General features: G+C 64.3%; 20 protein-coding genes. 15 read left to right on the top strand and 5 right to left on the bottom strand.

Annotated features, from left to right (window positions below; translation table 11 throughout):
• Positions 1 to 9 precede the first annotated feature (9 nt).
• Both bfr and WJU18_RS06785 read left to right on the top strand, forming a co-directional pair.
• Positions 10 to 480: a bacterioferritin gene (gene bfr / locus WJU18_RS06790; RefSeq protein WP_423459351.1), complete on the top strand. Its 471-nt coding sequence runs from the start codon at positions 10 to 12 to the stop codon at positions 478 to 480.
• 177 nt (positions 481 to 657) lie between these two features.
• Positions 658 to 1,884 (top strand): helix-turn-helix transcriptional regulator, encoded by a 1,227-nt coding sequence (locus tag WJU18_RS06785; RefSeq protein WP_423459350.1) that lies wholly within the window; start codon positions 658 to 660, stop codon positions 1,882 to 1,884.
• A gap of 3 nt (positions 1,885 to 1,887) precedes the next feature.
• Here WJU18_RS06785 and WJU18_RS06780 read toward each other — a convergent pair whose 3' ends face one another.
• Complete coding sequence (locus WJU18_RS06780) at positions 1,888 to 2,409, bottom strand: hypothetical protein (protein WP_423459349.1); 522 nt, start codon at positions 2,407 to 2,409, stop codon at positions 1,888 to 1,890.
• Positions 2,410 to 2,561: 152 nt separating this feature from the next.
• Between WJU18_RS06780 and WJU18_RS06775 the strand changes: the two genes are divergently transcribed.
• The 11 genes from WJU18_RS06775 to WJU18_RS06725 all read left to right on the top strand — a co-directional run bounded on the left by WJU18_RS06775 (position 2,562) and on the right by WJU18_RS06725 (position 13,332).
• Complete coding sequence (locus WJU18_RS06775; protein WP_423459348.1) at positions 2,562 to 2,909, top strand: hypothetical protein; 348 nt, start codon at positions 2,562 to 2,564, stop codon at positions 2,907 to 2,909.
• Between the two features lie 297 nt (positions 2,910 to 3,206).
• The gene (locus WJU18_RS06770) at positions 3,207 to 5,474 is read left to right on the top strand and encodes a TonB-dependent receptor (RefSeq protein WP_423459347.1); all 2,268 of its coding nucleotides are present in this window, start codon (positions 3,207 to 3,209) and stop codon (positions 5,472 to 5,474) included.
• A 76-nt stretch (positions 5,475 to 5,550) separates the two neighbouring features.
• On the top strand, positions 5,551 to 6,246 hold the full coding sequence (locus WJU18_RS06765; protein WP_423459346.1) for a Fe2+-dependent dioxygenase: 696 nt from the start codon (positions 5,551 to 5,553) through the stop codon (positions 6,244 to 6,246).
• Between the two features lie 233 nt (positions 6,247 to 6,479).
• Positions 6,480 to 7,571 carry an alpha-hydroxy acid oxidase gene (locus WJU18_RS06760; protein WP_423459345.1) on the top strand — a complete coding sequence of 364 codons (1,092 nt, stop codon included), beginning with the start codon at positions 6,480 to 6,482 and terminating at the stop codon, positions 7,569 to 7,571.
• A 102-nt stretch (positions 7,572 to 7,673) separates the two neighbouring features.
• Complete coding sequence (locus tag WJU18_RS06755; RefSeq protein WP_423459344.1) at positions 7,674 to 7,913, top strand: (2Fe-2S)-binding protein; 240 nt, start codon at positions 7,674 to 7,676, stop codon at positions 7,911 to 7,913.
• A gap of 241 nt (positions 7,914 to 8,154) precedes the next feature.
• Complete coding sequence (locus WJU18_RS06750; protein ID WP_423459343.1) at positions 8,155 to 8,880, top strand: energy transducer TonB; 726 nt, start codon at positions 8,155 to 8,157, stop codon at positions 8,878 to 8,880.
• 9 nt (positions 8,881 to 8,889) lie between these two features.
• Complete coding sequence (locus WJU18_RS06745) at positions 8,890 to 9,606, top strand: MotA/TolQ/ExbB proton channel family protein (RefSeq protein ID WP_423459342.1); 717 nt, start codon at positions 8,890 to 8,892, stop codon at positions 9,604 to 9,606.
• A gap of 12 nt (positions 9,607 to 9,618) precedes the next feature.
• Entirely contained in the window at positions 9,619 to 10,029 is a 411-nt protein-coding gene (locus WJU18_RS06740; protein ID WP_423459341.1) for an ExbD/TolR family protein, read from the top strand.
• 17 nt (positions 10,030 to 10,046) lie between these two features.
• Positions 10,047 to 10,250 (top strand): hemin uptake protein HemP, encoded by a 204-nt coding sequence (gene hemP / locus WJU18_RS06735; protein WP_423459340.1) that lies wholly within the window; start codon positions 10,047 to 10,049, stop codon positions 10,248 to 10,250.
• A 263-nt stretch (positions 10,251 to 10,513) separates the two neighbouring features.
• Positions 10,514 to 11,479 (top strand): helix-turn-helix transcriptional regulator, encoded by a 966-nt coding sequence (locus tag WJU18_RS06730; protein ID WP_423459339.1) that lies wholly within the window; start codon positions 10,514 to 10,516, stop codon positions 11,477 to 11,479.
• A 218-nt stretch (positions 11,480 to 11,697) separates the two neighbouring features.
• A complete protein-coding gene (locus WJU18_RS06725; protein ID WP_423459338.1) occupies positions 11,698 to 13,332 on the top strand; it encodes an IPTL-CTERM sorting domain-containing protein in 1,635 nt (544 codons plus the stop codon).
• Here WJU18_RS06725 and dapA read toward each other — a convergent pair.
• A complete protein-coding gene (dapA, locus tag WJU18_RS06720; RefSeq protein ID WP_423459337.1) occupies positions 13,254 to 14,207 on the bottom strand; it encodes a 4-hydroxy-tetrahydrodipicolinate synthase in 954 nt (317 codons plus the stop codon). The two genes, WJU18_RS06725 and dapA, sit on opposite strands and share 79 nt — an antisense overlap.
• Positions 14,208 to 14,216: 9 nt before the next feature.
• Between dapA and WJU18_RS06715 the strand changes: the two genes are divergently transcribed.
• Together WJU18_RS06715 and WJU18_RS06710 are read left to right on the top strand one after the other, a co-directional pair.
• The gene (locus WJU18_RS06715) at positions 14,217 to 14,927 is read left to right on the top strand and encodes a PaaI family thioesterase (protein WP_423459336.1); all 711 of its coding nucleotides are present in this window, start codon (positions 14,217 to 14,219) and stop codon (positions 14,925 to 14,927) included.
• A gap of 6 nt (positions 14,928 to 14,933) precedes the next feature.
• On the top strand, positions 14,934 to 15,152 hold the full coding sequence (locus tag WJU18_RS06710; RefSeq protein ID WP_423459335.1) for a SlyX family protein: 219 nt from the start codon (positions 14,934 to 14,936) through the stop codon (positions 15,150 to 15,152).
• Positions 15,153 to 15,713: 561 nt separating this feature from the next.
• Here WJU18_RS06710 and WJU18_RS06705 read toward each other — a convergent pair.
• From WJU18_RS06705 to dmpG, 3 genes are all read right to left on the bottom strand, one after another.
• Positions 15,714 to 16,697, bottom strand: a complete 984-nt coding sequence (locus tag WJU18_RS06705; RefSeq protein WP_423459334.1) for a Bug family tripartite tricarboxylate transporter substrate binding protein — start codon at positions 16,695 to 16,697, stop codon at positions 15,714 to 15,716.
• A 163-nt stretch (positions 16,698 to 16,860) separates the two neighbouring features.
• Positions 16,861 to 17,649 (bottom strand): 2-oxo-3-hexenedioate decarboxylase, encoded by a 789-nt coding sequence (dmpH, locus tag WJU18_RS06700; protein ID WP_423459333.1) that lies wholly within the window; start codon positions 17,647 to 17,649, stop codon positions 16,861 to 16,863.
• 168 nt (positions 17,650 to 17,817) lie between these two features.
• Positions 17,818 to 18,855, bottom strand: coding sequence for a 4-hydroxy-2-oxovalerate aldolase (gene dmpG, locus WJU18_RS06695; protein WP_423459332.1), 1,038 nt, complete (start codon positions 18,853 to 18,855; stop codon positions 17,818 to 17,820).
• Positions 18,856 to 18,861: the final 6 nt, after the last annotated feature.

Raw genomic sequence — 18,861 nt, 5'->3', positions numbered from 1 at the left:
GAGCAGCTTATGCAAGGTGACAAAAAAGCCATCGAATACCTGCAAGCTCAACTGAAAAACGAGCTCACGGCCATCAACCAATACTTCCTGCACTACCGCATGCTCAAGCACTGGGGCCTGGGTAAATTGGCGAAGAAGGAATATGAGGAATCGATCGGCGAAATGAAGCACGCCGACAAACTCATGGACCGCATCTTCACGCTCGACGGCCTGCCCAACCTGCAGGATCTGGGCAAGCTGATGATCGGCGAGGACGTGCCCGAACTCCTGCGCAGCGACCTGAAGCTGGAGCAAGGCGCGCAGGCCACCATCAAGGAAGGCATGGCCCACTGCGAAAGCGTACGCGACTATGTCTCGCGCGATCTGCTGCAGGAAATCCTGAACGATACCGAGGAACACATCGACTTCCTCGAAACGCAGATCGATCTGGTGGACAAGGTGGGTCTGCAGAACTACCTGCAGAGCCAGATGGAAGAGTAAGACTCCACACGGACATTCACTCTGGTGCGCCCACGCGCGCCAAAGCGAAGCTACCGTGCTGCTCAAGCCGTCCCCCTGCGGGTGGACGGCTTTTTTTCGGCACACAAAAAGGTATCCCCAAGGGGAATGGCGCGGGTTCACGCACCCCGGAACAATCGCCCCTCTGAAGGAGAAATTGTGCATCCCGCATTGACAGATTTGCTGCGCGCAGTAGCTGACGACACGCGCTGGGGTGAGGCCCTGCATGGGTATGCCGTCAGCCTGGGAGCCGACGAAATAGGCTGGTTCGTGCTGGCCAGCGGGCCGGAGCAACTGGCCCAGCGGGGCGCGGAATTCGCCACCCATCCCGACCCGGCCTACTGGCTGCAATCACCCTCGGCCGAAGGCGGCCCTGCCCTCGTCGGCCAGGGCGTGACCGCGGAGGTGACTCAGCGCTATGCAGAGCACTTCCGCGCGCAGGATCCGCTTTGGGATGCGGCCATGGAAGGGTATGCACAGGCCGGCCCGGGCGGAATATCGGTCGTGACGGATCCCCCCAGGCAAGCCCGGCAGCGCTTTCGCCACGCGGCCTTCTATGAGGATTTCCTGCGCCCGCACGGGATTGGTACACGCATGTTCGGCGGCGCCCGGAGCGCGCGGCACCCGGTGGGCGATCTGTTCGCATCGGTGTACCGCTTGCGCGACGATGACGGATTCACCCGTGAACAGGTGCAGCGGTTTCAAGCGGAGTTTGGCGCCGTGCAGCAGGCCGCTTTCCTGCACCGTGAAATGCTGGCGCTTCGCACGCGCACCCAGGGGCTGGAAGGACTGATGGAGCGCCTGTCGATGGGCATGCTGTTCTTCGACAGCGGCGGCCGCCTGCTGCATGCCAATGCCAGAGCCCGGGCACTGGCCGAACGGCGGGAACACAGAAGCCTGAGGCGGCTGCTCGCCGGCCTCCCTCAGATGGACGCGTCCTTGCGCGTCCTGTTCGCGCAATCGCTGCGCGGTGACAGCGGATGTATCGAGTTGCCGGGCGGCTTGCTGCTGGTCGCGCTGGCACTGGGAGATCTTGCCGCGCTGGGGCTTGGCCACCCCGCCTCCGGCGTGGCCTGGGTACTCATGGAACGCACGCTGGACGCCGCGGCGGCCGCTGCCCTCGTGCGCCAGGCTTTTCGCCTGAGCCCGGCCGAAACCGCCTTGCTGCTGGCGCTGCTGCGCGGCCAGACGCCGCAGGATTTCGCGGACGCACGCGGCGTGCGCATCCGCACCGTCCGTACTCAAATGAGCACGCTGCTGCTCAAGACGCGCACGCAGCGCCAACAGGATCTTGTGGCGCTGGGCGCACGCCTGATGCTGTTGGCGCCGGGCGACGTGCCTCGCGCTGGCGCGCCTCCAGGCGGCACCAACCCCTTCCACGCCTGATCGTCAGCGGATTCGCTGCGCCAGATCCTCCCAGTCGCGAGCCCCCGTGGCCGCGAAGATGGCCCGCAGGTGCTTCTTGAGCGCGGCCTCGCCCACACCGGCCAGACGGTGGCAGTCGGCGCGCGCGTGCCCCAAGCCGGCCAGCAACGCTAATTCGCGCTGCAACGGCGACAACGGCAATGCCAGCACACGCTGCACCATGTCGACGCTGCGGGGACGCTGCATCTGCAAGGTCACGAGGTGATGCGCCGGACGGCCCGCCAACGAATGCAACGTGCTCATGCCCGCCGCCAGCCAGCCCCCAGGCACCGCCATCCGGGCCGCGGCCTCGGACCGCGCCAGCCCCAGGCGCTCCAGCAGATCAGGCGGCAGCGTGACCTGGGTTTCCCCGCGCAGACCCAGGCCCGGCAGATTGGCCTGGCGAAGCAATTGCGCGGCGGCCTCGTCCGCAAACAACGGAAAACGGCTTTCCGCCTCCAGCACCACATGGCCCACGGCGCCCGCGTCCGCCGTGTGCGCGGGCATGGCGGGGGAGACTCCGCAAAAGCACGCGCCAGCCAGCCCGCGGCACGCTCGAGCAGCGCGGCATTCTCCGCCGTGAAGCCCGGGCCCGGCGCACGGAACAACATGGCCACGGCCCGCGTGCGGCCCTGCGCCTCCACGCGCAGATCCAGCGTATGGTGATGACCGCTCGCGCGCACGAGCAGGTTGTAAGAGTTGGAACGGAAGTAGCGCGCCCCAGGATCAAGCATGCGCCCAATACGGGGCCCATCCGCCCGCGAGAGCGTGGGCACATTGATCTCATGCGGGCCCACGAACAGCCGGTCGAACTCGTTGAGAAACAGATCCTGCGCGCCGGCAGGCGAATCCTCGTGGAAAAAGCCCTCGTGCCGGCCTTGGGCGTCGAGCCAGAACAGCGCCGCAGCGTCGGCGCCCACCAACCCGCGCAGCACGGCGCAGACCTCAGGCGCCACCGGGGCAAGCCCCAAACCCAGTCCGCAATACATGGCCAGCGCATGCCATAAGCGCTGGCGTGCGGCGGCAGGTGAGGAAGTGGGCATCGTCATGGTGAAAAAACCAAAGCGTATCGTCAACCAGGCATCCCACCCTCTCGCGATGAGGTGCACGCCCCCCGTTTCCCCGAGACTGCACGGAATTTAGTTGCCGTAACACAACAACACGAATAACAACGATTCTCATTTGTATAGAATCGTGAAGTTTTTGTTTCATTGCAAGCCAGCCAAGTGCGCTCCGGCCTCCCGGTTCAGCGCTCATGTAGCCAGCCTTCTCCTCATTCAACCACTATCTGGCTGGGCCGCCGCATGTCCTCTGCTTTCCAAAACATCGAGTCACCTCTTTCCCGCTCCATGCGGGAAGCCTTTTCTCCGGCGGTCCATGGACTCCGTCCTTTGGGCGCCATGCTGCTGGCAAGCTCCCTGGCCAGCGGCGCCTGGGCTCAACAAGCCCCTGCAGCACCCGCCACCGCAGGGACGCTCGGCACCGTCACGGTGCGGGACTCTGCCCTAAAGGACAGCGGCGCCACCAATAGCAAGAACGAGCTGCGCATCGAGCGCACCCAGATCGGCAAGGGCGACCAGGAATTGCGCGACATTCCGCAAAGCGTCACCGTGATGACCGAGAAGCTCATGAGCGACCGCAACCTGGATGACTTCCGTGAAGTGCTGCGCACGACCGCCGGCGTCACCTTCCAGGCCGGTGAAACAGGCGAGGAAGACGTGCGCTTGCGCGGCTTCTCGCTCGGCCAAGCTGGCGACATCTACCGTGACGGCATGCGCGATGCGCCGCTGTATGAGCGCGACACGTTCAACGACGACCGCGTCGAAATCATCAAGGGCTCGGCCTCCATGCTGTTCGGCAAAGGCTCCACCGGCGGCGTGGTGAACCAGGTCAGCAAACAGCCGTTCCTGATGACCCAGCACGAAGTCAACGCCACGATCGGCACCGGCAGCGAAAAGCGCATCACGGGCGACCTCAACTTCCAGACCGGCGAAGACTCGGCGCTGCGCCTGAACCTGCTGGGCTATGACGCCGAGAACTGGGGCGCCAAGCAACGCAAGATCGGCGTCGCCCCCACCTTCCGCTGGGGCATCGGCACGCGCGACGAGTTCACCGTGGGCGCCTACTACCTGGACATCAAGGGCCGTTCCAGCTACGCGCACCCCTGGATCATCGATTCCTCGGGCAAAATCATTCCCACCCTGCCCGCCAGGAACTTCTACGGGCTGGACGGCGACCACCTGAACACATCCGCCAAATACGTCACTTTTGGCCACACGCACCGGTTCGACAACGGCGGCGAGCTCAAGACCCGCCTGCGCGCCGGCCAATATGAGCGCGACCTGCTCGGCAGCCCCATCTCATTCGCGCAACCGCGCCCCACGGCTGTCAGCGACATCACGGACAGCACGGTCCTCAACCGAGCCTCGAAAGGTCGCATCGGCAAGAGTGACGTAGTGATGCTGCAGAGCGACTACAGCAACACCTTTGAGCTCGGCGGGCGCAAACACCAGTTGCTGACGGGTGTGGACGTCTACGACGAAAGCGCCAAGCGCGCCAACAACTACGCCAACCCGGCCACGCGCCCTCCCACCACCGTGGGCACGCCCAACGACGGCGCCTGGGTACCCGACGAGCGCGCCACGCCCGTACCTTTCAATAAATTCACTTCGCGCAGCATCGGCTTCTACGTGCAAGACACCATGGAGCTTACCGACACCTTCAAGCTGGTGGCGGGTGCGCGCTTCGACCATTTCCGCGCCTCCTACAACAACGCCGACGGCACGCTCAGCAATGCCCGCAGCGACAACCTGTTCAGCCCTCGTGTCGGCCTGATCTACCAGCCCAATGACACTTCGTCCTACTACGCCTCGTACGGCACCTCGTTCAACACCTCGGGTGATGCCTACCAGTACGGCGTGAACGTGAGCGCTGGTACTGAACGCTCCTCCAACACGGGCCCCGAGAAAAGCCGGAACTTCGAAATCGGCGGTAAATGGGACCTGTTCGAAAAACGCGCCATGGCAGGCGTCGCCATCTTCTACAGCGAAAAGTACAACGAGCGCAACACCGATCCCGACACCGCCGCCCAGCAGGAACTGCTCTCCGGCAAGCGCCACGCCGCTGGTATGGAATTCAACTTCGCAGGCCGCATCACCCCGGCTTGGGAAGTGTTCTGGAACCACACCTGGATCCCCAGCGCCAAGATCGACAAGAGCAACGTCGCGCTCTCGGCCACCGGCACCGGTGCGCAAGTCGAAGGCGACCGCCCTGGCCTGACGCCCAAGCATTCGGGTAGCCTCTGGACCACCTACCGCGTGCTGCCTCAACTGCGCCTGGGCCTGGGTGCCAACTACCGCAGCAGCCAGAGCCCTGACGGCCAGCGCACCTACCGCACCTCCAGCTTCGTGACCTTCGATGCCATGGCCGAGTACGCGATCAACGAGAAAGTGTCGCTCAAGCTCAACGTCACCAACCTGAGCAACAAGCTCTACGCCGATTCGCTGTACCGCGGCTTCTACGTGCCGGGCGCACCGCGCCGGGTGGAGCTCTCTGTGAAGGCTCTGTTCTAAGTCAGGGAACAGCCCCCAACACGGGCACATTCGCGGGTACGATCTCGGGCAAGACCGTATCCGCTTCCCGAACCTCATGACGCTGCACCTCAAGGGCCTGCTCACCACCACCGAAGTCGCCGAGGCTCGCGCTCTTCTGCTGGCCCCTGAAGCACCCTGGGTAGACGGCCGGACCAGCGCCGGCGCCCAGGCCGTGCAGCAAAAAAACAATCAGCAACTGGCGCAAGACAGCGTCAGTACCGGCACCCTGCGCGAGATGGTGCTGGCGGCGCTGAGGCGCGACCCCGTGGTGCTCTCGGCCGCTCTGCCCCGCCGGATCTTCAATCCCTTGTTCAACCGCTATGGCGGCATGGCCAACCACTACGGCCCGCACGTCGACAGCGCCGTGATGCACTCGTCCGCCAGCGGCGAATGGGTGCGCAGCGATCTTTCCTGCACCGTTTTCCTGAGCCACCCCGATGAATACGACGGCGGCGAGCTCGTGGTCCACGGCGGCCCCGGCGAGCCGTCGCGCCAAATCAAGCTGCCGGCCGGCGATGCCGTGCTGTACCCCGGCACCAGCGTGCACGAGGTCATGCCCGTCACACGCGGCGAACGCCTGGCCAGTTTCTTCTGGATCGAAAGCATGGTGCGCTCGCCCGAGCAGCGCGCGCTGCTGTTCGAGATGGACATGTCCCTGCTCACCCTGCGGCAGCGCCACGGCGAATCGGCTGAAGCCCGCGCCCTGACGGGCACCTATCACAACCTGCTGCGGATGTGGGCGAGTACTTGAGGCCCCCCTGAGGCGCTTACGCGCCTTCCCCCCGATGGGGGGACGCACCCAGCGGCCTGGCAAAGCCAGCTCCGCGGGTGCCTGCGTATGGCCTGCTCCGCGGCCTCTTGTTTTCTGCCCCTTTTCCTGCCACCCCTGTGAAATGGCGAGGTCTTCGCTCCCTCTCTCTTTAGGAGAGGGTTGGGGTGAGGGTGTGGGGCGATGAAATAGAACCCGGAGCCTCGCGCGTCATCATGCCCCCACAGCCCATCACCCTCGCCGACTACGAAGCGCTGGCCCGTGAACGCCTGGATCCTGGCGCTTGGGCTTATCTATATGGCGGCGCGGCGGATGAACTGACCTTGCGCGCCAACACGGAGGGCTGGCAGCGCCTGGAACTGTGGCCGCGCGTGCTGCGCGCCCTGGCCGGCGGGCACACCCAGGTGCAGTTGGCCGGCCGTACGCTGGCCCACCCGATCCTGCTGGCCCCAGTGGCGCACCAGCAACTGGCTCACCCTGATGGCGAAGCCGCCAGCGCCCTGGCCGCTGCCGCACAAGGCGCTGGATACGTGCTCAGCACCCAATCCAGCGTGCCAATGGAAACCGTGTCGCAAGCCGTGCTGGGCGACCCAGGCCGCGGCCCCCTGTGGTTTCAGCTGTATTGGCAGCACGACCGCGGCTTCAACCTCTCCCTGGCCGAGCGTGCGCGTGCCGCCGGTTACGAAGCCCTGGTCCTGACCGCCGACGCCCCCGTCAGCGGCGCCCGGGACCGCGAGCGGCGCACGGGTTTCAGCCTGCCGCCAGGCGTCGCCAGCGTCCATCTGCGAGGCCTGCCCTCCCTCCGGCACGCTGAAGCCGGCACCTACTGCGGAGGCCTGCCCGCGCACGCGTTGCGCTGGGAAGACATCGCCTGGCTGCAGGAGCGCACGCCCCTGCCGGTCTGGATCAAGGGCGTGCTGCACCCACAGGACGCCCTCCAGGCGCAGCAACTTGGGGTGGCCGGCCTGATCATCAGCAACCACGGGGGCCGTACGCTGGACACGGCCCCTGCCACGGCCCGCGCGCTGCCCCGCATCGCCGAGGCCCTCGAAGGCAAGCTTCCTCTCATCGTCGACGGCGGGATCCGGCGCGGCACGGATGTGCTCAAGGCCGTGGCCCTGGGCGCCAGCGCCGTGCTGTTGGGCCGGCCCGTCATGCACGGCCTGGCCGTGGAAGGTGCCCTGGGTGTTGCGCGCGTCATACGCATTTTGCGCGACGAACTGGAGATCGCCATGGCCCTCTCCGGCTGCCGGACGCTGAGCGACGCCACCCCTGCGCTCCTGGATGGCGCATCGCAGCTTTCTTGAGCCAACGCAAGATTCTTCTCCCTATCAGGCGAATAGATATTCACAATGAGACTAATTCTCATTTAGAATCCATCCCAAGACTTCACCTCAGGGGTGATCAATATGATCATTTGCGTTTGCAACCGAGTTTCTGACCGCGACATTACCCGCCATGCCCACGCCGGCATGAGCTTTGACGACATCCAGCTGGAGCTGGGTGTGGCCACGTGCTGCGGCGCCTGCGAAGGCTGCGCACGCGATATCGTGGCCCAGTGCAGCACCAGCCATCCCACTGCCGCGCTGCGGCAGGAAAGCACGGCTGACCGGCGCGGCTTTGGAAGCGGGGCGCTGGTACCTGCCTGAGCGGGTATTGAAGTCCCAGGAGCTTCACCTCATGCATGCCAGCGCTTTCCTTGCTTTCAGCGGCAGCCTGATCTTGGTGATCGGCGCGCTGTGGTGGGTTCTGCGGCGTTAGCTACCCTGGTTCTGCTTTCCAGCGCTCCTGCGCTATCCCGGTTTTCTTTCTTCTCCCTTTTCCGCCTTTTCCGTCTTCCCCTCCCTGCCAGGAAAAACTACAAGCGCCGAGCCGCCCACCACGAGTACGATGTCCGCTTCCGCTACTTTGCCCCCCAATACGATGCGTCTGCCCCGCCTGGGCCGCAATACGGCCATTGTCGGCGCCGTGCTGCTGCTGCATGGCGCCGGGCTGTGGGCCCTGCAAAGCGGGCTGCTGAGGCGGGCCGCCGAGGTGGTGATCCCTGCCGAGATCCTGGTTGAATTCATCACGCCGGCACCGCCTGCGCCCGAGCCCGCCCCTCAGCCCGTCCCGCCGCCCCAGGCAGCGCCTCCGGTGCCCAAGCCACAGCCCCCGCGCCCCAAGCCAGCGCCGCGTCCAAAGCCAGCCCCCGCGCCGCAGCCTCTGGCGGTGAGCGATCCCGCGCCCGCACCGGCCGTGGCTGTGGAAGTTCCAGCCCCGGTTCCGGCACCTGCGCCCGTACCGGCCCCGCCGGCACCCGCGCCACCAGCGCCGCCCGCACCGCCCAAACTGGTGCAACCCTCAAACACCGCGGACTACCTGAACAACCCTCCGCCGCCCTATCCGCCCATGAGCCGCCGGCTGGGTGAATCTGGCCGAGTGGTCGTACGCGTACTGATCGGCACGGACGGCCGCGCGCAAGAGGCGCGGATCCAGAAATCCAGTGGTTTCGAGCGCCTGGATCAGGTCGCCCTTGATACCACGCTCAACCGCTGGCGCTACAAACCCGGTACACGCGACGGCGTGCCCGAAGCCATGTGGTTCAACGTGCCGCTTAATTTCGTTTTGGAGTAAACAGTCATCATGGATTCTCAGTTTGGTCTTTCTCACGTCTGGTCGCAGGGCGACTTCGTGACGCGAGCGGTGTTTCTCGCCTTGATCTGCATGTCTCTGGTTTCGTGGATCGTCATCATCATCAAGGCGCTGGACGTGGTGCGCGCCAAGCGCCTGGCCGCCAAAGTGGAAAGCTTCTGGCATTCCACCGACATGGCCGAGGGCATGAACAAGCTCGGCACGGCCGACAGCAACCCCTTCCGCGAGCTGGCGATCGAAGGCCGCGAGGCGGCTGCCCACCACCGCGCCACCCAGGCCCAGCTGCATGATTCGCTCGACGTGAGCGACTGGATCTCGCGCGCTCTGCGCAACAGCATCGACAACACTACCGGCAAGCTGCAGGCCGGCCTGGCGATTCTGGCTTCGGTCGGCTCCACCGCCCCATTCGTCGGCCTGTTCGGCACGGTGTGGGGTATCTATCACGCCTTGATGAGTATCGGCGCGGCCGGCCAGGCCACCATCGACAAGGTTGCCGGCCCGATCGGCGAAGCCCTGATCATGACCGCGATGGGCCTGGCAGTGGCCATCCCCGCCGTGCTGGGCTACAACGCGCTGGTGCGCGGCAACAAGCACATCCTGGCCAAGCTGGGCCGCTTCGCGCACGATCTCCACGCCTATTACGTGACCGGCGCCCGCGTCATCGCCATGCCCGCCGAGAGCCGCGTGGTCCCCATGAAGAAAGCCTGAGGGGAGCGGTAAATGGCCGGATTCACCGCCGACGATACCGACGAGGTGATGGGCGAGATCAACATGGTCCCGTTCATCGACGTGATGCTGGTGCTGCTGATCGTGTTCATCATCACGGTGCCGGTCATGAAGCATGCCGTCAACGTGGAACTGCCCAAGGCCAGCAACGAGAAGGAGTTGATCAAGCCAGAGACGCTGAATCTCTCCGTGCAAGCTGACGGCAGCTATTTCCTGGGCGAAGAGAAGGTTTCGGACGACGCCCTGCCGGGCATCCTGAAGACCGAAGCAGCCAAGGAACCCCAACCCGATCTGCACATCCGCGGCGACAAGGACGTGCGCTATGAACGCGTGGCGCAAGCCATGGCGGCGGCACAACAGGCTGGCCTGAAGAAGATCGGCTTCATCACCGAACCGAAGCACTGAACGACGAGGACACCACCATGCAAAGCTCCCTCCAAACGCTGCGTCTTCCGCGCGCCACCGTTCGCTCCACCGGCGTGCCGCCCACGCCACTGCAAGCGGCATCGGCACCGTTGCCCAGCGACGATCTGCTGCAAGGCCGCAAGACTATCGAGATCAGCCACAACGGTTCCGTCTACCGCTTGCAGGCCACCAAGCTGGGCAAACTGATCCTCACCAAATAAACGGCCGGGTGCAGAACGCATCCAGCCGCTGAAGAAGCGTTCGTACACAGCCTACAGTCTTTCGCTCGTAATTTTTTCATCGTGGGAGGCGCCTTGACGGCGCCATTCAAGGGCCACAGCCAGCCGATACCCTCAAGGTGTCAGCCAGCGAGGCTCTTTTTTATGGCCGCGAGCCACGCGAAGCAGGGAAACGCGAAAATTTCTTTTCCGGATAGTCCGGCATGCTGCTATCTTCCTGGCTTCCAACGCCCTGAACCGCGCCCATGACCGCCAGCCCTGTCGTCCTTCGATCCACGCTTCTGGCCTCAAGCGACTTTGCGGCTCATCATCGTGTGGCCGCGCTGCGCGAGTTCTTCGGCCGAGAGGTTATGCGCGCTGACTTCTGGAGCCACGATAACGCGTGCGGAAAATTCGATTTCCGCACGCGCATTACGTCGCTGGGCCTGGGTACCGTATACGTACACGCCCACCACACGCCCACGCACCTCTGGCGTTCGCCTGCGCTCATGCAGGACGGATGCGACGACGTGCTGCTGTATGCCTGCAGTAGCGGGCTGTTGCTGCGCGCCCCCAGCTATGAAATGGCCGTGCCTGCGGGCTCGGTTGCCATCGTCTCGAAAGCCCGCGAGTATCAAGGCATCACGCCCCGAGGCGGCCCCAGCGTATGCCTGCAGGTGCCGCACCGCCACATCGCACGGCTGGCACCCGGCCTGGAAGCAGCGCCGCTTCGCGTGCTGCTGCCCGGCACGCCAGGCGCTGCCTTGGCTTTGGCTTATGCTGAACTGCTCAGCGCAAACCCCGCCCTGCCCGCTGCCCAGCAGTTCCTGGCAACCACCCACCTGCACGAGTTGATGGCAAGCGCCCTGGTGTCCGCTCACCGCCCAGGCATAACTCCGCCGCACGAAGCCCATGCGCCATCGCGCCTGGCGCTCATCCGCCGCGACATGCAAACCCGGCTGGGCCAACCCAGTCTCACGCTCGAAGCGATGGCCCGCCGTCACGGTCTCACGCCACGCCAGATACAGCGCCTGTTCGCGGCCGAAGGCACTTGCTTTTCCGATGAACTGCGCGCGGCCCGCCTGGAACGGGCACACGCCTTGCTGACCGACCCCGCCAAGCGCCACCTGCGCATGGTCGATATCGCGCTCGACTGCGGCTTTGCTGAGGCCTCTACTTTCAACCGTGCCTTTCGCCGCCGATTTGGCGCAGCACCCTCCAGCCTGCGATAGGCCAAAGCCCCTGGAGGCGCACTGCCGAAAGATGCAAAAGCGGGGGAGCCTCCCGCAAAGCGCCCTCCCGAAAATACGAAGCGTTGCGAATTCGCACCCGTGTCGCGTGGTGTCAATGCCGTGTCGTGCAACGCCAAGACAGGCTGAAGTAGTTTCCAAAAAATGTAGCAGACCGGCCTCGCAGTGTGCAAGTGCCATCAAAAAAGTCTCGCTCTACCATGCCATCACGTCTTCGCCGCCTCGTTCTCGCCACGCTGTGGATACCTGCCATTACGCAAGCGGCCACCTTCACTGTGGACAGCACCGCCGATGCCCCCGACGCCACCCTGGGCGATGGGCTCTGCCACGTGATTGGCGGCGGGTGCACACTGCGTGCCGCCATCGAGGAAGCCAACGCGCTGGCGGGCGCCGACGTGATCACCTTCGCCGGCCCGCTCGTTATCAACGTAGGCACGACGTTGCCCGCGATCAGTACGCCCGTCGTCATCAACGGCCACGCTGGCGGCACACGCCTTGACGGCGGCAATCTCGCGGGCTCGAATCTGCACGGCCTGCGCTTCATCTCCGGCGCGTCAGGCTCCGTGCTGCGAGGGCTGACGATCACGCGCTTTCCTGGCTTTGGTGTGGTGATCAATGGACAGAACATGGCGGGCAGCCTCACCGGCCTGATTCTCGCAGGCAACCGCATCGGCACCGATGGCAGCGACGCAGGTCCTGACGCGGGCAGCGCCTTCACCAACCAGGGCGGGGTCCTGATCTATGACCGGGCCACCGATACCCTGTTGGGCAGCGAGGACGCCAACCCGGCCGCCCGAAACCTCATCGTGGCTAACTCCACCAGCGCCGCCGTCGCCATCAGCAACGCGAGCAACACACGCGTGCAAGGCAACTATATCGGCACCAATGCCGCCGGCTCCGCCCGGCGCGGCACCATGGAGGGAATCAAGGTCGACGGCGGCGCGAGCACGATCGTCGATCAAAATGTCATCGGCGCGTTGGCCACCGGCATCCGCGTCTCCTGGGACGCCGATGACACCTTCATCCAGAGAAATCTTATTGGTGTCGGCACCAATGGAGCCGACATCGCGGGCGGCAACAGCGGCATCGGCGGCAGCGATGAGCACGGCATTCACATCGTCAGCATCAACGCCGCCAGCCCTCGGCGTACCCGGATCGGCGGCAACCAGGCGGACGAGGGCAACACCATCGCCTATTGGGGCGGCAACGGCATCCGCCTGGAGCGCGCCAGCAACGCGCCGGAGTTACGCCGCCACGAGTGGCTGGTCAACAGCATCCACAGCAATGGCGGTCTCGGGGTGGAACTGATCGACACCGATGCCGGCACAGGAGCCGACCCTTTCGGTGCGCCCCCACCCACCTTGAACGGCGGCCCTCGCCTCCCGATGTTCACCAGCGCGACCGGCAACGCGGCCGGCACGCACGTGAGCTACGAGCTGGCAGGTGCGCCCAGCGTCAGCTACCGCGTAGACTTCTTCGCCAACACCGCCTGCAACAATGGTCCGCAATATGGGGAAGGCCAGACATGGCTGGGCAACGATGAGATCATCCTCGGCGCCAATGGCGGCTACGCCGGCACCGTAGGCTTGCCCGCTGTATCCGCAGGCAGCTACTTGACCATGATCGCCAGTCGTAACTACAACGACGGCCAGCCAATGGAAAGCTCGGAATTCTCCATGTGCGCCCAAGTCCAGGCCGGTCCGGGCGGGAATCCCGGCGGGCCGGACAACAAGGTGGCCGCGGTGCCCACCCTGGGTCAGTTAAGCGTACTCCTGCTGTCGCTGTCCATGGCGGGCGCGGGAGCCATGCAACGCCGGAAACGCGGCAGCGTCTGATCCGCTGATGTGTACGACTTTGAAAGCATCAGCTCTCCCAGCACAGCTTCCAACTCTTGGCTCGCCAATGTCATGGGCACGCGAATCTCGTTGCGGATGAAGCCTTGCCGAGCCAGCGCCGCCTTCACCGGCGCAGGGTTCGGCTCCGCAAAGGCGGCCCGTATCAGTGGTATCAATCCATGCCAGATCGTGCGCGCCTCGGCCAGAGGGCCCTCGCGCAGCAAGCGCGCCATTGCCACGAAGCGTTCGGGGAAAAGATGCGCCGATGCCGCGATCGCGCCGCTTCCGCCCTCGCAGAGCGTGGCGAACATGTCGATGTCGTCACCGCACAGCACGTCCAGGCGGCCATCGAGGATCAGCGAGCGCGTTTTCTCAGGTGAACCGCCGCAGTCTTTCACGGCCTTGATCCGCTCATGGCCGGCCAGCTCCAGAAGCGTCGGCAACGCCATCTCCACCCCTGTCCGGGCGGGAATATCGTAGAGGACCACCGGGGTGCGGCTCGCATCGGCGACTGCCGTGAAATGGCCGATGATGCCGGCCTGCGAGGGCCTGACGTAGTACGGCGCGCTTATCAGCACGCCCGCAATGGGCAGCGCGTTGAGCGCCTCGACGCGTTCACGCACTTGCGCCGTATGGTTGCCGCTTACCCCTGCGATGACCGGCAGGCCGTCCGCCGCCGCGAGCACTGTGGCGAGCACCGTCTCCTGCTCGCGATCATCGAGCGTGGCCGGCTCACCTGTCGTGCCGAGCGCCACGAACCCGGCGATACCCGCGCGCTTGTAGCGCCGCACCAGCGCATCGAGCGCCGCATCATCGACGCGCCCTTCCTGGAACGGCGTCACCAGTGGAACCCAGATACCCGAAAAGAAAGACATGTTTTTCCCTTGAACTCGACCGATTGGAAAGTCCGTTCAGAAGGGCGAAGAGGGTGCGAGCCGGAGGGAAAACGAGAGAAAAGATGCTGCCGGCTGGCTGTTCCGTCGCTCATCCGACGGAACAGCGTGCTCCGGTCAGATGAGCGGCTGTTTCTTGGCTTTGGATTTGGCGCTGACGGCCGGTGCGCGCGCGCCGGCTGCCATCGCGCGGGAAGCGGCGAAAGCATTCAAGGCGAAGCGGCAGGACTGTTGGCGAACCATGGCCGAAAGTATATCGAAACAGTTGATTTCACCAAGCCTGTTATCCTGCCCCGGATGACGACCACCAAAGAATTCGCTCAGCAGGTCTTCAAAAGCCAGCCATTCAGCCAGTTTCTCGGTGCCGAACTCACGGACGCCAGCACTGACAGTGCGGAAATTTCACTGACCATTCTTGAACACCACACACAGCAGCACGGCTTCGTTCACGGCGGCGTGATCAGCTATCTTGCCGACAATACGCTGACCTTCGCCGGCGGTCTGGCCTTGGGCGGAGATGCGCTGACCTCCGAATTCAAGATCAACTACGTGCGTCCCGCCAAGGGACACAGGCTGGTGGCACGCGCCCAGGCAGCTCATTCGGGCAAACGCCAGGCCGTCTGCCGGTGCGAGATCATCTGCATGGCGGAGGGCGAAGAAAAGCTCGTCGCGTTGGCCCAAGGAACAATTGTTTCCGTGTAGCACGCCATGCCGACACCAAGCGACGCCGACGACCGCCTGACCGCGCTCGAAATCAAGGCCAGTTACCAGGAAGACTTGCTGGATCAATTGAACATGACGATCTACCGCCAACAGCAGCAGATCGACCAGTTGATGTCCGAACTGAGCGAGTTGCGCCGCCGGATGCCGGAAGGTGGCCCTGGAGGGCCTGTGAATGCTCGGGACGAAATCCCACCGCACTATTGACTCTGCCCCTTGCTCGCCCGCAAACAGCCGCGCCGAGCCATTCAGCGCTGAAGCATTTTTGGATCGAGACCGTCAATAGCTGTCATCCCCGCGCAGGCGGGGATCCAGCTTATCCTCACAACAGTCTCCGGATTCCCGCTTGCGCGGGAATGACGGAGGAGAGGGTTATCACCTAGGGCAATGCCCTACTCCCCGGCCTCGTTTCCGCCATTGCGCCAATCGGCATCCAGGTGCCGCATGTTCTCGAGCATCTTGAGCAGGTAGTGCAGCGTGCGGGAGACCTGGTTCGCCGGAGAGCTGCACTGGCATCGCCTTTCCGCACATCCGTACTGGCAGGGTCACGCTCCTTGGCATGGTAAGCGCCAAGCGCTCGCCTTTCTTCCCAAATGCCCCCACCATTGCCGAGTAGGGATTCCCAGGAGCCGGTTTCGATGTCCACGAGCGAGTTCAAAAGCCTGTTGGCCAGCGAAGATGCGCTCTTGTCCAACCTGATCAAGGAACAAAAGATCTCAGTGGATTGAGCTGGCGCCCCAGACGCGTGGCCCGGGGCAATGGGAGGCCTCAGTCCGCCTTGATGCCCAGCTTGCGGATAAGCTCGCCCCAGCGCTTGCTCTCCGACTGGATAAACGCACCGAAATCCTTCGGAGCCGTCACGCGCAGGTTGCCGGAGATGTTGTCGAAAGCGGCTTGCGCCTCCCCCGTCATGGCACCTTGAGCCCAAGCATAATGAAGTTTTTGGACGATGGCCGAAGGTGTCGCCGCGGGGGCCACCAGCCCGAACCAGGTCTCTACCTCGAAGCCCGGGTAGCCCGATTCAGCTACCGTTGGAACATCCGGCAGAGCTTTGGATCGTTTGGACGAAGTGACCGCCAGCGCCTTGAGTTTGCCCGCCTTGATGTGCTGCAAGGTCGTGGCAAGCGAACTCTCCATGCTCAATTGGATCACCCCTGAAAGCAGATCCGGCACGATCTGGCTGGAGCCCTTGTAGGGCACGCTCATCAGCTGAATGTCCGCCACCGACTGCAGCAACTCAGCCGCCAGGTGGTTGCTGGTGCCGATGCCCGACACCGAATACTGCACCTTGCCCGGGTTCGCCTTGGCATAAGCGACTAGCCCCTTCAAATCACTGTATGGCGCCGAGGGGTTGATCACGATGACGCAAGGCGTCGTGCCCACCAGCGAGATCGGCGCGAGATCCTTCTCAACGTCGAACGGAAACTTGCTGTACAGATGCGGGCCGATCGCCAGACTGCTGATGGCCGCTAGAGCGATGGTGTAGCCGTCCGGCGCGGCTTTGGCAACGGCATCGGTACCGATGTTGCCGCCAGCGCCGGCCTTGTTCTCGACCACGAACTGCTGGCCCAGTTTGTCACCCATCGCTTTGGCGGCGGTACGGCCCATGATGTCGGTAGGGCCTCCAGGCGGGAACGGCACGATCAGCTTGACCGGTTTGCTGGGATAGTTGGCTTGCGCCCAAACCGTCCGAGGAAGACTTCCGATAGTGGCGGTGGCAGCGGCGGCAGCGATCAGGTCGCGTCGTTTCATGATGTCTCCTATTGAAAACTAGGGAATGGATGGCCCATATGCCATGTGAATAAGGACGCGCACGCCCCCACCCCCGGCTGGGCCTCCGGCCTCCTCCGGTGCGGAAGAAGGCGTCAAGTTCAAGCGATATAAGGAAAAGGCGCCTCCGCGCCTCAAGACGCGCTTAAGTGAACCGCACAGACACGCTGCCCATGCCCTGCACACGCAATGTCACGTTGTCTCCGGCCTTCACAGCGACCGCCTCGGTGATGCCCCCTGAAAGCACGAGGCTCCCCGCGGGCAGGCTCTTGCCCCGGCGCCCGAGGTGGTTGACCAGCATGGCCACGGCAGCGGCGGGGTGCCCCAGCACGGCCGCTCCGGCACCAAGCGCCACCACCTCACCGTTCTTCTCCAGCACGATGCCCGTGGTGCGCAGATCAACGCGGCGTGCGTCTATGGCACGGCCGCCCACCACGAAGCGGGAGGCCGAAGTGTTGTCGGCTACCACGCTCTTGAGATCGAATTTGAAATCACGGTAGCGGCTGTCGATCACCTCGATGCCAGGCAGCACCACATCGCTCGCGGCCAGCACGGTCGCGATGCTGCAACCAGGGCCGCTGAGTTCCGTGCGGGTCACGAAGCAGATCTCCGGCTCCACCTTGGGATGGATCAGCTCACTCACCTTGACCTCGCCGCCTTCGGGCACGGTGTAGCCATCCACCAGAAAGCCAAACACCGGATCGGTCACGCCCATCTGCTTCATCTTGGCGTGGGAGGTCAGCCCGGCCTTATAGCCCGCGATGCGCGCACCGCGCGCGAGCTTGGCCGCCAGGATGCGGTCCTGAATGGCGTAGGCATCGTCCCAGCTCATATCCGGATGGGTATCCGTGACCTTAGGAGTGTCCTCGGCTTTCAACTGGCAGTTTTCCAGATGCGCCGCAAGTTGATCAAGTGTCTTGTCATCGAGTGCCATGTTCCGTCTCTTTCATCTCAATAGTCCACAGGGCAGCGCCCCCGCTCCGCATAAATCTCAAAATCTCAAAAGGCCGCGGAGCAGGCCATCCCAGTGCACCCGCGGAGCTGGCTTTGCCAGGCCGCCAGGTGCGTCCCCTGGGGGAAGGCGCGAAGCGACTCAGGGGGGTCACCTCCTCGCGAGCGTGAGTGCGGTGTCTTCGATCATGTCTTCCTGCCCGCCGACCATGCCGCGGCGGCCCATCTCGACCAGGATCTCGCGCGCGGGCACGCCGTACTTCTTCTCGGCGCGCTTGGCGAACAAGAGGAAGGAGCCGTACACGCCGGCGTACCCGAGCGTGAGGGCATCGCGATCGCAGCGGATCGGGAAATCCATGATGGGCACCACCAGGTCCTCGGCCACGTCCTGGATGCCGAACACGTCCACGCCAGTCTCGATCCCCATGAGATCGCACACCGCCACCAGGATTTCCATCGGGGTGTTGCCCGCGCCGGCGCCCAGACCCGCAGCGGCGGCATCGATGCGGTTGGCGCCGGCTCCGACGGCGGCAATCGAGTTCGCCACGCCCATGGAAAGGTTGTGGTGGCCGTGGAAGCCGAGCTCCGTCTCGGGCTTGAGCGCCTCGCGCACACGGCCGAGTTTTTCCGTCACGTCGGTCGGCAGCATGTGGCCGGCCGAATCGGTGATGTAGATGCAGTTGGCTCCATAGCTTTCCATGAGCTTGGCCTGTGTGACCAAGCCTTCGGGTGTGTTCATGTGGGCCATCATCAGGAAGCCGACGGTGTCCATGTCCATCTTGCGCGCCATCGCGATGTGCTGCTCGCTCACATCGGCCTCGGTGCAGTGCGTGGCCACGCGGATGGTGTGCACGCCCAGTTCGCGCGCCATCATGAGGTGATCGACGGTGCCGATGCCAGGCAGCAGCAGCGCCGACACCTTGGCCTGCTTCATGAGCGGAATCACCGCGCCGAGATACTCCTCATCGCTGTGGGCGGGAAAGCCATAGTTGACCGAGCTGCCGCCCAGGCCGTCGCCATGGGTGACTTCGATCAGCGGAACGCCGGCGGCATCGAGTCCCTTGGCGATGGTGGTCATCTGCTCCAGCGTCATCAGGTGGCGCTTGGGGTGCATGCCGTCGCGCAGCGTCATGTCATGCACGGTGATCTTCCGGCCGCTAAGGGCGCTGGTCTTCTTGGGTGCACTCATCGTTCT

The sequence above is a fragment of the Ottowia sp. VDI28 genome, from assembly GCF_049532675.1.
Taxonomy (GTDB): Bacteria; Pseudomonadota; Gammaproteobacteria; order Burkholderiales; family Burkholderiaceae_C; genus Ottowia.
Note: the sequence above shows the minus strand (reverse complement) of the source record. Positions and strands in the feature narration are given on the sequence as shown.

Coding starts and splice junctions, on each gene's coding strand:
- WJU18_RS06765 (WP_423459346.1), top strand. CDS start 5,551: ATGACGCTGCACCTCAAGGGCCTGCTCACCACCACCGAAGTCGCCGAG.
- WJU18_RS06770 (WP_423459347.1), top strand. CDS start 3,207: ATGTCCTCTGCTTTCCAAAACATCGAGTCACCTCTTTCCCGCTCCATG.
- WJU18_RS06740 (WP_423459341.1), top strand. CDS start 9,619: ATGGCCGGATTCACCGCCGACGATACCGACGAGGTGATGGGCGAGATC.
- bfr (WP_423459351.1), top strand. CDS start 10: ATGCAAGGTGACAAAAAAGCCATCGAATACCTGCAAGCTCAACTGAAA.
- dmpH (WP_423459333.1), bottom strand. CDS start 17,649: ATGGCACTCGATGACAAGACACTTGATCAACTTGCGGCGCATCTGGAA.
- WJU18_RS06755 (WP_423459344.1), top strand. CDS start 7,674: ATGATCATTTGCGTTTGCAACCGAGTTTCTGACCGCGACATTACCCGC.
- dmpG (WP_423459332.1), bottom strand. CDS start 18,855: ATGAGTGCACCCAAGAAGACCAGCGCCCTTAGCGGCCGGAAGATCACC.
- WJU18_RS06745 (WP_423459342.1), top strand. CDS start 8,890: ATGGATTCTCAGTTTGGTCTTTCTCACGTCTGGTCGCAGGGCGACTTC.
- WJU18_RS06780 (WP_423459349.1), bottom strand. CDS start 2,409: ATGCCCGCGCACACGGCGGACGCGGGCGCCGTGGGCCATGTGGTGCTG.
- WJU18_RS06725 (WP_423459338.1), top strand. CDS start 11,698: ATGCCATCACGTCTTCGCCGCCTCGTTCTCGCCACGCTGTGGATACCT.
- hemP (WP_423459340.1), top strand. CDS start 10,047: ATGCAAAGCTCCCTCCAAACGCTGCGTCTTCCGCGCGCCACCGTTCGC.
- WJU18_RS06730 (WP_423459339.1), top strand. CDS start 10,514: ATGACCGCCAGCCCTGTCGTCCTTCGATCCACGCTTCTGGCCTCAAGC.
- WJU18_RS06775 (WP_423459348.1), top strand. CDS start 2,562: ATGGTGATGACCGCTCGCGCGCACGAGCAGGTTGTAAGAGTTGGAACG.
- WJU18_RS06705 (WP_423459334.1), bottom strand. CDS start 16,697: ATGAAACGACGCGACCTGATCGCTGCCGCCGCTGCCACCGCCACTATC.
- WJU18_RS06760 (WP_423459345.1), top strand. CDS start 6,480: ATGCCCCCACAGCCCATCACCCTCGCCGACTACGAAGCGCTGGCCCGT.
- WJU18_RS06710 (WP_423459335.1), top strand. CDS start 14,934: ATGCCGACACCAAGCGACGCCGACGACCGCCTGACCGCGCTCGAAATC.
- dapA (WP_423459337.1), bottom strand. CDS start 14,207: ATGTCTTTCTTTTCGGGTATCTGGGTTCCACTGGTGACGCCGTTCCAG.
- WJU18_RS06750 (WP_423459343.1), top strand. CDS start 8,155: ATGTCCGCTTCCGCTACTTTGCCCCCCAATACGATGCGTCTGCCCCGC.